The sequence below is a fragment of the Streptomyces sp. NPDC012935 genome (assembly GCF_042900345.1).
Classification (GTDB): Bacteria; Actinomycetota; Actinomycetes; order Streptomycetales; family Streptomycetaceae; genus Streptomyces.
The window spans coordinates 1,065,888-1,080,336 of the sequence record NZ_JBIBBC010000001.1; the positions used below are offsets into that span (position 1 = coordinate 1,065,888).

Below are 14,449 nucleotides of genomic sequence, written 5' to 3' on the forward strand. Positions count from 1 at the left end.
GTACACGGATCCAACCGGAGCACAGGCTCTAGTAAGGATTGCCTTACCTAATCACCACTGATACGTTTTCGGCCGCCGAGGCACAGCAAGTCCACAGGAACGCGTATCCGTCGCACCCCGCACCCGCACCCGAACGGATGACCCCGCCATGCCCACGGGAGCCGCACCCATACGGCAGCTCGACGCGCACGCCGTCGCCGAGCTGACCGAGACCGCCCAGAAGATCCTTGCCGACTCAGGCAGTTCGGCCGCGCGGCCCGAACTGCTCCGCCGGGTGGCGGCGTCTGCCGCCCGCCTCGGCACAACGATTCGTCGTCACTGCCGCCCGGTCGAAACCGACGACGGCCTGTTCGTCCTGCGCGGCCTGCCCGTCGACGACGGCGGAATCGGCCCCACGCCCGCCAGTTGGGCCACGGCGGGGGACTGCGCGGCCGAGTGGGACGTGATCCTGCTGCTGCTCGCCACCGCCATGGGGCACCCGATCGCCTGGGAGGGACAGCAGGAAGGCCGGTTCGTGCACAACATCGTGCCCTCGCCCGGCCACGAGCAGGCGCAGACCGGCGCGAGCAGCACCGTGCTGCTCAGCCCGCACACCGAGGACGCCTTCCACCCCGGCCGCGCCCACCTGCTGCTGCTCGCCTGCATGCGCAACCACGACGCCATCGCCACCACCGCCGCCGGCATCCGCAAGGTCCGGCTCGACGCGGACGACGTGGCACTGCTGTCCCGCCCCGTGCTGCCGATCCTCCCGGACGACGCCTACGCCGAGGCGCAGGGCTTCGCGGGTGAGCCGCCGAAGGTACCCGTCCTGTGGCAGACCGAGAACGGGCCCACCCTGCGCTACGACCCCGCCTACACGCCGCTCGACGAGGCCCCCGCCGACTACCGCGCCGCCTACGACCGGCTGACCGCCGAGCTGGAACGCGTGTCGGTCGCCGTCGCCCTGGAGCCCGGAGACGTCCTGGTCGTCGACAACGACCTGGTCGTCCACGGCCGGGTGCCGTTCAAGGCCCGCTACGACGGCACCGACCGCTGGCTCAAGCGCGCCTCGGTGCGCGTCCCCGGCCGCCGCAGCCGCCCGCTGGCCGAGGCGGACGAACACGGCTACGGCCAGACCGCCCTCGTGGCCCACCTCTGATCCCCAGCCATCCCCCCTCATACGAAGGGACCAGCCGTGACCGGCACCCCCGCACGCACGGACAACGACCCGTCCGACATACCCGCGGACGGCATACCCGCGGCTCACATACCCGCGGACGACAGGACCCTGCGCATCCTCAGCACGAGCGATGTCGCCGGCCTCGATGTCTCCCTCGCCGACGTGGTCGACGTGGTCGAGCAGGCGTACCGCACCCTGGCCGACGGCAAGTCGGCCAACCCGCGCAAACTCACCGTGAAGCCCGAGGACGGTCACTCCGTCTCGTACGCGATGCTCGGCCGTGACGGTGTCCGCGAGGTCGTCGCGATCAAGACGTCGTACAAGCACGGCCTCGACAAGGGCCGCGACGAGCAGCACTATTACACGACCCTCACCATCTACGACGACGTCACCGGCCTGCCGGTCGCGATGATGGACTGCTCTCGCGTCGGCTCGCTGCGCACCCCGGCCGTATCGGCGCTTCTCGCCCGCGAGCTGGCCGCGCCCGGCAGCCGCAACGCGCTGGTCATCGGCACCGGGACCCAGGGCCGGCTCGCCCTGCCGTTCCTGCTCACCACCCTGCCGGACCTGGACCGGCTCATGGTCTACGGCACCCACCCCGACGGCCTCGCGGCGGTCCGCGAGCGGCTCCACCACTACTTCCCCGACCGGGAGGTGGAGGTCGTGGACGACGTGCGGGCTGCCGCTGCGGAGGCTGACGTGGTGGTCGCCACCGCCGGCCAGCACACCCCCGCCGCGGTCGAGGCGGCCGATCTGAAGCCGGGCGCGCTGTCCATCCTGGTCGGTCACGGCATCACGCCCTCCACGCTGCACGAGGCGGACCGGGTGATCGCCACCAGCGAGGCGCAGATGAAGGTCACCGGCACCGACATGGCCGACGCCGACGGCAACTTCCCGCCCGTGGACGCGGAGTTCCCCGAGGTCGTGGTGGGACGGGCCGAGGGCCGACGCTCCGCCGACGAGCGGATCTTCGCCTACAACAGCGGCCTCGTCGTCACCGACATCGCACTCGGCCACCGGTTCGCGCAGTTGGCGGTCGAACAGGGTCTGGGAACGCGGGTCTCGCTGTGGCAGTGACCCCCACCTCCGCGGAGGCGGGCGGCTTGGCCGGCGCCCCGCCGCTGCCCGCCCACCCGGATCCGCAGCTCGACGCGGTCCTGGACAGCGGGCTGCCGCACGAGCTGTCGCACGCGCTCGGTGGCCCCTTCCACCTGCTGCTGCCCGAGCGCTTCGACGCCAACGCGGCCGCGTTCGAGGACGTGTTGCGCGAGGCCGGTGTCGAGGGCCGCGTGTACTACGCGAAGAAGGCCAACAAGGCGGCCGTGTGGATGGACCGCTGCGCGCTGTCCGGCAGGGGCGTGGATGTGGCCAGCGCCGGGGAGCTGCGGGACGCGCTCGGGCACGGGGTGCGTGGCGAGGATGTGGTGGTCACCGGGCCGACCAAGGCCGAGGGCCTGCTGCGGGTCGCCGTCCTGCAGGGCTGCCTGATCGCCGTCGACGCACCCGACGAGCTGGAGAGCGTCCTCGCGCAGGCGCGAGCCGTCGCCCGCCCGGCGCGCGTGCTGCTGCGGCGACTGCCGCCGGCCCAGCCGCACAGCCGTTTCGGGTTCGACGACGGGGAGCTGGAGGCCGCCCTCGCTCGGTGCGCGCAGGCCAAGGACGCCATCGTCATGGAGGGCTTTTCCTTCCATCTGTCCGGCTACGACCCGTTGCTGCGCGCCGAGTCGGCGGGCGAACTCGTCGAGCTGTGCCTCAAGGCCCGGGTCATGGGACTGCGCGCGGACCGGATCAGCATCGGCGGCGGCTTCGCCGTCGACTACACCGACGCCGAGCACTGGGAACGCTTCCTGCGCGAGCAGCGGCCCGAGCACTACCACGCGGGCAAGTCCTTCGCCTCGGGCGACTTCTACCCGTACCACTCGCCGGTGGCAGGCCCCGATGCCCTGCGCACGGTCCTCGCCGCCGACGGTCTCGCCGGGCGACTGCGAGAGGCGGGCGTGCAGCTCTTGTTGGAGCCCGGCCGGGCGCTGCTGGACCGTGCCGGGTGCACGGTCTTCCGCGTGCAGGGCGTGAAGAACCGCAGTGGCTACGGCATCGTCACCGTGGACGGCAGCAGCCTGAGCCTGTCCGAGCAGTGGTTCAACAGCGAGTACCTGCCGGACCCCGTGCTGCTGCCCGCCCACGAGCGGCAAGGCGAGCCGTACGCGGCCTGCGTCGGCGGTGCGACCTGCCTGGAATCCGACATGGTCACCTGGCGCAAGGTGCGGTTCCCCACCCGCCCGGCCGTCGGCGACCTGCTCGTCTACCCCAACACCGCCGGATACCAGATGGACTCCAACGAGTCCCCCTTCCACGAGCTGCCGCTCCCCCCGAAGATCGTCCTCGACACCGCCGGCGGTACGACCCGCTGGCGGCTCGACCGCCATCCACTCGCCTGACTCTCCCCCCTCCCCAACCTGGAGCCATCCGATGGACAAGGCGCTTTCGCGTCCCGCCGTGGTCAACCGTGTCTCCGACCTGATAGGCCACACCCCGCTGTTCGAACTGTGCCGCACCGACACCGGCAGCCGACTACTGCTCAAACTGGAGCAGTTCAACCCGACCGGCACCGCGAAGATCCGCATGGCCCGGCAGATGGTCCTCGACGCCGAGGAACGCGGACTGCTGCGCCCCGGCGGCCGAGTCGTCGAGTCCACCTCCGGCAACACCGGACTTGGCCTCGCCGTCATCGCGGCCGAGCGCGGCTACACCTTCACCGCTGTCGTCGACCACCACGCCGCCGCCGACAAACTGCGCGGCATGAAGGCGCTCGGCGCCGAACTCATCTACGTCGCCGACGAGGGCGACGAGGAACTGGCCACCGCCGCCCGCGAGGAGTTCGCCGAGAAGCTGGCGGCCGAGAGCGACAACGCCTACTTCACCGAGCAGCACAACAACATGGCGAACGGGGACGGCTACCGGCCGGTGGCGCATGAACTCGACGCCGCTCTGGACGGCCGTATCGACATCCTGATCGGCGCCGTAGGGACCGGCGGTGGGCTCTTCGGAACCGGCGGGGAACTGCGCAAGACCGTGCCGGACGTACAGATCGTCGGGATCGAGCCGAAGGGGTCGATCGCCTTCGGGCCGCCCGCCCACGACTACTACCAGTCCGGCACGGGCACGCCCGAGGGCGCGACCATCGGCGCCATGGTCGACTACGGCCTGCTGGACGAGGGCGTCAAGGTCGGCGACGTCGAGGCGTTCGCCACCGCGCGTGTGCTGGCCCGCCGTCTCGGCCTCCTCATCGGCGGCTCCGCGGGCGGGGTGGTGTACGAGGCGCTGACCCGGATGTCCGGCCTCGCACCGGGCACGACTATGGTCGCGCTGATCAACGACGGAGGCGAGAAGTACATGGACACCGTCTTCGACGACGACTGGATGAACGCCCGCGACCTGATCGACCCGGCCGTCGAGCGTGAGATCGACGAACTGCTGACCAAACTCCGCGAGAACTGAACCCCGATGCCGACACCGCTCACCACCCTGCTCCACGACAGCCGCGCCCTTGCCACCCTGGCCGTCCCGCTCGCCCTGACCCAGCTCGCCCAGGTAGCCCTCACCACCACCGACACGGTGATGATGGGCCTGATGGGCGCGGAGGCGCTGGCCGGCGGCGGCCTGGCGCTGGTCATCTTCAACCAGCTGCGCACCATGGGCGTCGGCATGGTCACGGCCGTCGGCAACCAGGTCTCGGCCGCCTCCGCCCGCGCCGACGAGGAGGACGAACTCACCGATGAGGCGCGCGAGGAGGTCCGGGACATCGTCCGCGCCGCACTGGCGCTGGCCACCTTGTCCGGCATCGTCGGCGCGCTCGTCATCCTGCTGATCGGACAGGCCGTCGCCTTCCTCGGCCAGGACCCCGAGGTCGTCGACACCGCCTGGCCGGTGCTGCTCGCGCTCGCCCCCGGCCTGATCCCCTGCCTCTGGTTCCAGGCGATCCGGCAGTTCACGGTCGGCATGCGTCGACCGCAGGCCCTTCTCCAGATCACCATCGCGTCCGTGGCCGTCAACGCGGCCCTCAACTGGGGCCTGATCCACGGCACCTGGATCCTGCCGGAACTGGGCCTGGCCGGCGTCGGCGTCTCTACCTCGCTCGTGTACGCCCTGACCTGTCTGGCCCTGTACGCGTCGGCACGCCGCGACCCGAAACTCGCCCCTCTACTGGACATCCGCATCTGGAAGGCCCGCCCGGCCACCCTGCGCCGCCTGACCGGCCTGGGCGTACCCATCGCCGCCACCTACGGCTCCGAGGCCGGCTTCTTCTCCGTCGTCGCCCTGATCATCGGCACCTTCGGCAGCGCCGCCCTTGCCGCGCACACCGCCGTCAACCAACTCATCTACATCGTCTTCCAGATAGCCGTCGGCCTGTCCCACGCCGCGTCCCTCAACGTCAGCAGGGAACTCGCCCTGGACCGGATCACGGCGGCCCGGCGCATCAAGAACACGGCGCTGGCGTGTGCGGCGGCAGTGATGGCGGTGGTCGGCGTCGTGTACCTGATCGTCCCCGGCCTGGTGCTGCGTCCTTTCCTGGACCCGTCAACCCAGGACGGTTCCAGCGCGACGGACATCGCCACGAACCTCCTCTTGGTCGCGGCGGTGCTGCAGTTCTTCGACTGCGCCCAGAACATCGGAGTGGGCCTGTTGCGCGGCCTGGACGACACCAAGAGCGGCTTCCGCATCACCCTCGTCGGCTACTGGCTGATCGGCCTGCCCGCCGCCTGGCTGCTCGGCAGCCTCGCCGACCTGGAGACCGCCGGTGTCTGGCTCGGCCTCCTCACCGGCCTCGCCGCCACCGCCGTGCTCCTGCTGCGCCGCTACAACCAGACACTGTCCCATCGCGCTGCCGAGGAACCGGCCGTTGCTTGAGTCGACAACGCCTGCCGCGCCGCGCGGGGTGGCGGCCGGCACGAAACCTGGACCGTGATGGCAACAGCACCGTGCCGGCCCCACCGTGGACGCCGGCCGACTGACCGTACGCGAGCGCGGTAATCGTCTGGGGCCTTCTGCATCGCCTGTTCTGTCACACGCGAGTCAGGAACACCACCGACGCACTCGAACCACAAGGACATCGTCTTCCCAACGGCATCATTTCGGACCACGTGGACGTCAGAAGACGGTTCCGACCAGTTGTGCCAGGTGGTGCCGAGCGAGGGGCCGAGGATGAGGACCGGGGCGTCTTCCGGGCCGTCGAGGCGGTGCCGGGAGGGCTGGGGTCTTCGTCTCACTCACTGCTCCACGCTGACCGCCTTGGCGAGCGTCGGACCCCTGGGCCCCAGGTCCTCACACCTGGCTCCCTCATATCAGCGAGGACCTGGCACACCGCCTTGACGGGATGTGGGTCCGAGCCGGGTCAGCCTTCCGGCGAGGCACCTAGACCCGTCAGGGCGCCGACCGGGTCCAGGTCGGGCGTGCCACGGGGCCACCAGTCGTCGTGGCCCGGCTCCGATTCGTACGGGTACCACAGGCCGTCCCGGCCGAGGCGGATCTGGACATGACCACGGGGGTGGGTGAGGTGGTTGCGCCACGGGCGGAAGGCGGGGAGGTCGGCGGCGAGCAGGAGCGGGCGGGCGCGGTCGAAACGGCCGGCCGGCGGATCCCAGGATTCTTCGAGCACGGCGAGCCCTTCGAGGCCGCCCTGCCGCCAGGCGGCGACCGCGCGGGCCAGCTCGGCCGGGGTGCGGTCGGCGGCGGCGGACAGGGAGGAGTACAGGGCGCGGGTGCCGGCGGTGAGGCCGGAACCGGGACGCGCGGCGGCGAGCCGGACCGCGTCCTGCCACAGGGTCAGTTCGGCCACCGGATCGCGGCCGGTGCCGAGGAGGGCGTGCGCCCGGGCGGCCGCGTCGGTCGCCAGCTGGTCCAGCGCGAACGGGTCCGGGCCGCCCGGGGCCGCCGGATAGACGGGCGGTTGCTCGGGGTGCGGGGGCACGGGCAACGGAGCGGGCAGCGGGGGGAGTCGGCGGTCCGGGGCCAGGGCGTCGGTGGCCCGTACGCCCGCCGGTGGGGCCGGTGCCTTCTCCTGTGCGGCGCGGGCAGCCCGTGCGGCGTTGCGGCGGGACAGGGCGTCGAGCAGGGCGCGCTCTCCCCGGCCGCGCAGCAGGAGCAGTACGAAGGGGTCGGCGTCCAGCAGGCGTGCGGTCTGGTAGCAGAGGGCGGCGGCGTGTTTGCAGGGGTGGCCGCGGTCGGGGCAACTGCAATGGGGGTCGAGTTCACCGGGCCCCGGCAACAGCGGCACCCCGCAGTCGGCGAGGGACTGGGGCATCTCCTTGTCCAGCAACGCCGCGATGTGCCCCGGCCGTTCGGCCACGGCGTCCAGGAATCGTGCCCAGTCGGCGTCCTCCAGCGTCCGCAGCCTCACCTGCACGCGGTACGGCCGCGGACGGCTGCCCCGCACATACGCCAGCACGAGTCCCGGCGTCACGGTGATGGCATCGACGTGGCCCTCCTGCGCGTAACCGCGCCCGCGGGCCAGCCGCTTGGGATCTAGCGCGCCTTCTTCCAGGGCAGTCACCCAGGCGTTGCCCCACCAGGTCTCGGCAAAGCGGGCGTCGTCCGCCGGGCGGGGCCCGAAGGCGGGGAACGTACGCCGGAGTTCACCGTCCCGGGCGGGGGCGGCCATGGAACGGGGGACTTGAGGGGTGGCCGGGGCCGCGGGGGTGGCGACGGCGGCGGGTCCAGGCGCGGGGTCGGGGTCGGCGGGGTCAGGGGCGGGATCGGCGGGGTCGGGGGCGGGGTCGGCGGGGTCAGGGGCGGGATCGGCGGGATCGGGGGCGGGGTCGGCGGGATCGGCCGGTGAGGGATCGACGCCGGAGCGGGCCACGGGCGGTTCGGGTGAGTCCTTGTCCGGGAGAACGGGGCTTGACGGGGTCGAACGGGAGCGCGAGGAGGGGGCCGTTGGCATCTTCCGCCGCTGTGCAGTCGGATCCGGCATCGCACCGATGCCCGAGACGTCCTCGTCGGGCGAGTCCGCGGGCGGCATCTGGAAGGCACCTGCGAGCCAGCGCCGTACCTCAAGGGCACGCTGGTTCTCCGTCCCGCCGGCCGGGCTGCGTCGGCCCTCGGCGCCGGAGGGTGCGGTTCGTCGCGATCGACGCGGGCCCTGGGCTGCCCGGTCGGCTTCCTCCGACTGAGCCCGCCGCCTCTCCCCCAGCGCGGCGCGCAGCGCTGCCCGGGCGGCATCCGCCGGACGCGACCCCCCTGGCCCGGTCTCGATGCCGAGCACGCCCGATGCGGACTCCGACGCGGTGCGCGAGCGGTCCCCGTCCTCGCCGGAGGCGAGGGGCGTGGCAGGTCGCGCCTTGGGACCGTCGCCGTCCGACGCCTCGGGAACGTCCGCGGAGGCGTCCGGCGCGTCCGGGCCCTCGGAAGAGGCCCCCACCTGGCTCGCGTTCGCCCCTGATGCCCCCTCCCGCCGTTCCCGCGCAGCCCGCAACGCTCGGCGCGCAAGGTCGGCCGGCCGGGGCGCCGCCTCCTCGTCGCGAGGCGGCTCATCCGGTCGACCCGGCTTCGTCTTCCGGCTCAACTCGTCCTGCCGGGCCTTCTCGTCGCCCCCGCCGCCCACCCCCGTCATGACTCCCTCCGCAAGGACACGAGGTCGGACAGCTCGCGGGCCGTCAGTTCCGTGAGGGCGGATTCACCGGTGCCGAGGATTGCGTCGGCCAGGGCGCGCTTGGACTCGAGCATCTCGGCGATGCGGTCCTCGACCGTGCCCTCGGTGATGAGGCGGTGGACCTGCACGGGCTGGGTCTGGCCGATGCGATAGGCGCGGTCGGTGGCCTGTTCCTCGACGGCCGGGTTCCACCAGCGGTCGAAGTGGACGACGTGGCCCGCGCGGGTCAGGTTGAGGCCGGTGCCCGCCGCCTTCAGGGAGAGGACCAGGACCGGCGTCTCGCCGCTCTGGAAGCGGTCCACCATGCGTTCGCGGTCCGGGACCGGCGTGCCGCCGTGGAGCAGGTCCACGGGGACGGCCCGGGCGGCGAGGTGGGAGGCGATCAGACGGGCCATCCCCACGTACTGCGTGAACACCAGGGCCGAGCCGTCCTCGGCCAGCAAGGTGTCCAGCAGTTCGTCGAGCAGCGTCAGCTTGCCGGAACGGGCGGCCAGGCGGTCCGACGCCGCCTCGGCCTCCTTGAGGTACAGGGCCGGGTGGTCGCAGATCTGCTTCAGGGACGTCAGCAGCTTCAGGACCAGGCCCTTGCGCGCCATGCCCTCCGCCGTCTCGATGACGTACATCGACTCTCGGACCACCGCCTCGTAGAGCGCCGCCTGTTCACGGGTGAGCGGGACCGGGTGGTCCGTCTCCGTCTTGGGCGGCAGTTCCGGGACGATCCCGGGGTCGGACTTCTTTCGGCGCAGCAGGAAGGGCCGGACCAGACGGGCCAGCCGGTCCACCGCCTCCTCGTCCTCGCCGTTCTCCACCGCGCGGGCATGCCGGGCGCGGAAGGACTTCAGGGGACCGAGCAGGCCGGGCGTCGTCCAGTCGAGCAGCGCCCAGAGCTCGGAGAGGTTGTTCTCGACCGGCGTGCCGGTCAGCGCCACGCGCGCGGGCGTCTCGATGGTGCGCAGGGCCTTCGCCGTGGCCGAGTAGGGGTTCTTCACGTGCTGTGCCTCGTCGGCGACGACCATGCCCCAGGTGCGCTGGGCCAGCGTCGGCGCCGCCGACCGCATCGTGCCGTACGTCGTGAGGACGAAGCCGCCGTCCAGGTCCTCCAGGGTGCGGTCCGGACCGTGGAAGCGGCGCACGGGGACGCCGGGCGCGAAACGGGTGATCTCCCGTTGCCAGTTGCTCAGCAGCGAGGCCGGGCAGACGACGAGGGTGGGGGCCGTCCGCGCGCGTTTCAGATGCAGGGCGATGACCGTGATCGTCTTGCCGAGTCCCATGTCGTCGGCCAGGCAGCCGCCGAGACCGAGGGACGTCATGAGGTCCAGCCATGCCAGGCCCCGGAGTTGGTAGTCCCGCAGCGTCGCCCGCAGCCCCGGCGGCGGTTCGGCCGGGCGGACCCCCGACGTCAGCCGGTCGCGCAGGGCTGCCAGCGCGCCGACCGGAACCGCCTCGACCGTCTCGCCGTCGACCTCCGCGCTGCCGGTGAGGGCGACGGACAGCGCGTCGACCGGGTCGAGCAGGCCCAGTTCGCGCTTGCGGGCCTTGCGGACCAGGGCCGGGTCGACCAGCACCCAGCTGTCCCGCAGCCGGACGACCGGGCGGTGCGCCTCGGCGAGCGCGTCCATCTCGGCCTCGCTGAGCGGGTCGCCGCCGATCGCCAACTGCCAGCGGAACTGGAGGAGTTCCTCGCTCTCGAAGAAGCCGGTGCCGTCGGTCGCCGAGCCGGGCGCGGGTCGTACGACCGCGGCTGCGCTCAGGTCCTGGGCCAGGTCCCGGGGCCAGTGCACCGCCACTCCGGCCGCCGCGAGGCGGGTCGTCGCCACGCCGAGCAGGTCGCCCAACTCCTCGTCGGACAGGGCCAGCACGTCGGGCACGTCCTGCTCGGACAGCCGGTCGAGCGGGGCCCACACCCGGGCCGCCCGCCGCACCGCCAGCGCCGCGTCCACGCGCGCGCGTGGCCCGAAGGCAGCGTCCGCCTCCCCCGACCACAGGGCGGCCGCGTCGGCCACCAGGGTGGGGTCGGCGAGACTGTGCACCTGGACGATCGCCGCGCCCGCGCTGCGTACGCCGTCGTCGCGGTCGTCGAAGAGGTCGTACGCCGAGAGGTCCAGCCGGAGCGAGACCCGCACGCCCGCGTCCATGCCGGCGGCGACCTCGGCCGCCCAGTCGTGCGCGGCGGGCAGGCGCTGGGCCTCGCGCGCGGCGAAGGGCCTGCCCGAGGCGTGCGGTGCGGCGGGGGTGCGGGGCAGGGTGTCCGCGACGGCGTCCAGGAAGGAGCGCATCAGCGCCTCGGGCTCGGGCAGCCGCAGCGGACCCGGGCCGGGCAAGGGGACCGCATGGCCTTCGGACGGCAGGGCGGCGGCGACCGCTCGCAGGTGTGCGATGTCGTCCGGGTCGAGGGGGCCGGCCCGCCAGGCGTCGTGGCCGGTGGGCGTCAGGCCGGGCAGCAACCGGCCGCGCGCGGTGAGCCGCAGCGCATGCAGCGCTGCCGCGCCCCAGCAGGCCGTGGCGGGGTGGGCGGCCGGATCGCGCCGGGCTTGCACGAGCAGCGGCAGCGCCTCGCCCAGCGGCAACGACAGGGCCGGTGCGGTCCTGCGGCGGACTCCGGTGCCATGGCGCACTACGACGGTGAGCTCGGTGTCCTCGGTGGGCAGCGGGCCGCCCTCCGGGTCCCAGAAGGCGATCCGCCCCTCGCGCGGCAGGGACGCGGGCAGGAAGACGGCCGCGAGGCGGACGGGGACGGCGTCGCCCGACCGCTCGGCCACAGCGGCGCCGCCGCGCGCAACCCGGTCGCTCATACGTCCTGTCACCTCCCGCCCATGAGTCGGATCAACCGTCTTCGACTCTACGGGCGGGGTCTGACAATCGGCCCCGACGATCAATCCCGGCGATCGACCCCGACGATCGGTCCAGGCGACCGGTCCGGGCGATCGGTCTGGGCGATCGGTCCAGGCGGCCGGTCCGGGGCGGGTCTTCACCGAGTCGTCGACGGCATCATCAAGGGATGGTGCGCGAGACGACGTACACGAACGGATTGTCCGGGTCGGACATGTTCACGACGACGTCCTGGGTCGGTGCCGGGTCCTTCTGCTTGTGGACGAGGCCGTACCACGGGCCGGGGCGCTTGAAGTCCCAGCCGGTGACCTTCTGGTCGCGGGCGCTGATGGTGATGGCGTCCGGCTTCAGCTCACCGAAGCTGACGCCCATCTTCTTCAGGAACCAGTCCAGGTTCCCCTTGGGCGTCTGGAACTGGACGTAGAGACGGCTGGTCCGCCAGTTGTTCGTCTCGTAGTAGGCGACCTTGCCCGACGGATCCGGGACCGGGATCTGGTAGAGCCGGCGCTGGACCTTCGACGGCCAGCCCTCGGTGAGGCCGGTCGCCGAGTACTTCTCCTCCTTGTCCTTGCCGCTGTCGCGGCTCTGGTTGGCGGAGATCACGAGGTAACCGGCCGGCACGCCGATGAGCAGCACGATGATGAGCAGCGTGAGCGCCCTGCGCCGGATCTTGTGGCGACGGTCCTCGGTCGGCTGCTGCTCGTCCGGGGAGTCGGCCTGGCGGGGTAGTGACATGGTCACGCCGACCCCTGCGATGCTCGGCGGGCCTCGGCGAACCGCGCATAGCGCTCGTACCGCTCGACCCGGCGCCGGTTGGCGCGTCGGAAACGGCGGGCGACCAGACGGGCCAGGTCGGCGGCGCCGACCATGCCTGCCTCGGGGCCGAGCTGGGCGCGGGTGACCCGGGCCTCGGGGCGGTAGCCGCGGCCGGTGAGGTGGCGCTTGAAGGCGTCCCGCGCGGGGCCGATCAGCAGGTCGTCCGCGGCCGACACACCGCCGCCGATGACGAAGCAGGAGGGGTCCAGGGCGGCCGCGAGGTTGGCGATGCCGACGCCGAGCCACTGGCCGATGTCCTGCAGCAGCTCGATGCACATGGCGTCGCCCTCGCGGGCCAGCTCGGTGATCATCGGGCCGGTGATGTCGCCGATGTTGCCCTTGACGTGCTCGATGATCCCGTACGCCACCGGCGAGTCGGCGGCGGCCAGCTCGCGCGCCTCCCTGACCAGCGCGTTGCCGGAGCTGTACTGCTCCCAGCAGCCGCGGTTACCGCACGGGCAGCGGTGGCCGCCGGGCACGACCTGCATATGGCCGAACTCGCCGGCGACGCCGTACTTGCCGCGCTTGACCTGACCGTCCTCCAGGATCGCGCCGCCGATGCCGGTGCCCAGCGTGATCATGACGAGGTGGTCCTCGCCCCGGCCGGCGCCGAAGCGCCACTCGGCCCAGGCGGCGGTGTTGGCGTCGTTGTCGACCAGGACGGGCACGGCGAGGCGGCCCGCGATGCGGTCGCGCAGCGGCTCGTTGCGCCAGGACAGGTGGGGCGCGAAAAGGACGCGGTTGCGTTCGGCGTCGACCCAGCCGGCCGCGCCGATGCCGACGGCGTGCACGTCGTGCCGGTCGGACAGGTCCAGGACCAGTTCGACGATGGTGTCCTCGACGACCTTGGGGCTCTTGGACTTGTCCGGGGTCTCCGCGCGGAGCTTCTCCAGGATGTTCCCGTCGGCGTCCACGACGCCCGCCATCACCTTGGTGCCGCCGATGTCGATCCCGACAGTGGGCACGCGGGGCGCGGTCAGGTGCGAACGGCGCTCCCGCGGGCCGACCGTGCGGAGCACGGGGGCTCGCCGGGAGCCGATGGGGGCGGTGAAGTCGCGGTAGGTGCTCATCAGGCCCGATTCTGCCGCACGCTCACCCTGGGTGCCGAACGGGGCGACAAAGGGGGCACGCGTCACAGTAAATTGTCCGGACATTGCGACCAGCCCGGCCCTCCGCCACCCCTCAGGACCGTACGACTGCGGAGCTCACGGCCGGACGAGCAACTGGAACTCGAAGGAGTACCGGCTCGGGCGGTAGGTGTGGGTGCCGTACTCGACGGCTCGGCCCGTGTCGTCGAAGGTCACGCGCTGCATGGTGAGCAGCGGGGCGCCCTCCTCCTCGGCGAGCCGTTCGGCTTCGGCGCCGGTGGCGGCGCGCGCGCCGATGGTCTGGCGGGCGCTGTGCAGGGTGATGCCGGCGGCCCTCATCAGCCGGTACAGGCCGGTGGACTCCAGCTGCGCCGTGTCCAGGTCGATCAGGGCCGGCGGCAGGAAGTTGCACAGGTACGCCATCGGCTCGCCGTGTGCCAGCCGCAGCCGCTCGATGCGGTGCACGTCGCTGTCCTCGGCCACCCCGAGCGCGGCCGCGACCTCGGCGGACGCCGGGACGACGGTGTTGACGATCACCTTGGTCGCCGGACGCTGGCCGGCCGACTCCAGGTCGTCGTAGAGGCTGCTGAGTTCCAGTGGCCGCTTGACCTGGCTGTGCACGACCTGTGTGCCGACGCCCCGGCGGCGCACCAGCAACCCCTTGTCGACCAGCGACTGGATGGCCTGGCGGACGGTCGGCCGGGACAGGCCGAGGCGTGCGGCGAGTTCGATCTCGTTGCCCAGCAGGCTGCCGGGCGTGAGCGCTCCGTGCTCGATCGCGGCCTCGAGCTGCTGGGACAGCTGGAAGTACAAAGGCACCGGACTGCTCCGGTCCACACTGAGCTCGAGTTCCACGGTCGGGTCCACTTCTGGTTTCGGCACGGGCCGAGCGTAGCTCTACGCGTTGTT

Annotated in this window: 10 protein-coding genes; 5 read left to right on the top strand and 5 right to left on the bottom strand. The window is 72.4% G+C overall.

Annotation, left to right across the window (positions count from 1 at the left end):
• Positions 1–148: 148 nt before the first annotated feature.
• The 5 genes from ACFY5C_RS04655 to ACFY5C_RS04675 all read left to right on the top strand — a co-directional run bounded on the left by ACFY5C_RS04655 (position 149) and on the right by ACFY5C_RS04675 (position 6,067).
• Positions 149–1,138, top strand: coding sequence for a TauD/TfdA family dioxygenase (locus ACFY5C_RS04655; RefSeq protein WP_389440298.1), 990 nt, complete (start codon positions 149–151; stop codon positions 1,136–1,138).
• 78 nt (positions 1,139–1,216) lie between these two features.
• Positions 1,217–2,236 carry an ornithine cyclodeaminase family protein gene (locus ACFY5C_RS04660; RefSeq protein ID WP_389440720.1) on the top strand — a complete coding sequence of 340 codons (1,020 nt, stop codon included), beginning with the start codon at positions 1,217–1,219 and terminating at the stop codon, positions 2,234–2,236.
• The gene (locus ACFY5C_RS04665) at positions 2,233–3,597 is read left to right on the top strand and encodes a Y4yA family PLP-dependent enzyme (protein WP_389440300.1); all 1,365 of its coding nucleotides are present in this window, start codon (positions 2,233–2,235) and stop codon (positions 3,595–3,597) included. Before ACFY5C_RS04660 ends, ACFY5C_RS04665 begins: the two co-directional genes overlap by 4 nt.
• Before the next feature lie 31 nt (positions 3,598–3,628).
• Positions 3,629–4,657 (top strand): cysteine synthase family protein, encoded by a 1,029-nt coding sequence (locus tag ACFY5C_RS04670; RefSeq protein WP_389440302.1) that lies wholly within the window; start codon positions 3,629–3,631, stop codon positions 4,655–4,657.
• Positions 4,658–4,663: 6 nt separating this feature from the next.
• Positions 4,664–6,067, top strand: coding sequence for an MATE family efflux transporter (locus ACFY5C_RS04675; RefSeq protein ID WP_389440305.1), 1,404 nt, complete (start codon positions 4,664–4,666; stop codon positions 6,065–6,067).
• Positions 6,068–6,551: 484 nt separating this feature from the next.
• Here ACFY5C_RS04675 and ACFY5C_RS04680 read toward each other — a convergent pair whose 3' ends face one another.
• The 5 genes from ACFY5C_RS04680 to ACFY5C_RS04700 all read right to left on the bottom strand — a co-directional run bounded on the left by ACFY5C_RS04680 (position 6,552) and on the right by ACFY5C_RS04700 (position 14,395).
• Entirely contained in the window at positions 6,552–8,768 is a 2,217-nt protein-coding gene (locus ACFY5C_RS04680) for an SWIM zinc finger family protein (protein ID WP_389440308.1), read from the bottom strand.
• Positions 8,765–11,599: an SNF2-related protein gene (locus ACFY5C_RS04685; RefSeq protein ID WP_389440311.1), complete on the bottom strand. Its 2,835-nt coding sequence runs from the start codon at positions 11,597–11,599 to the stop codon at positions 8,765–8,767. The genes ACFY5C_RS04680 and ACFY5C_RS04685 overlap by 4 nt, the downstream gene beginning before the upstream one ends.
• 199 nt (positions 11,600–11,798) lie before the next feature.
• Positions 11,799–12,377, bottom strand: coding sequence for a sugar kinase (locus ACFY5C_RS04690; protein ID WP_389440313.1), 579 nt, complete (start codon positions 12,375–12,377; stop codon positions 11,799–11,801).
• Positions 12,374–13,522, bottom strand: coding sequence for an ROK family glucokinase (locus tag ACFY5C_RS04695; protein WP_389440316.1), 1,149 nt, complete (start codon positions 13,520–13,522; stop codon positions 12,374–12,376). The genes ACFY5C_RS04690 and ACFY5C_RS04695 overlap by 4 nt, the downstream gene beginning before the upstream one ends.
• 135 nt (positions 13,523–13,657) lie before the next feature.
• On the bottom strand, positions 13,658–14,395 hold the full coding sequence (locus tag ACFY5C_RS04700) for a GntR family transcriptional regulator (RefSeq protein ID WP_362381993.1): 738 nt from the start codon (positions 14,393–14,395) through the stop codon (positions 13,658–13,660).
• Positions 14,396–14,449 lie beyond the last annotated feature (54 nt).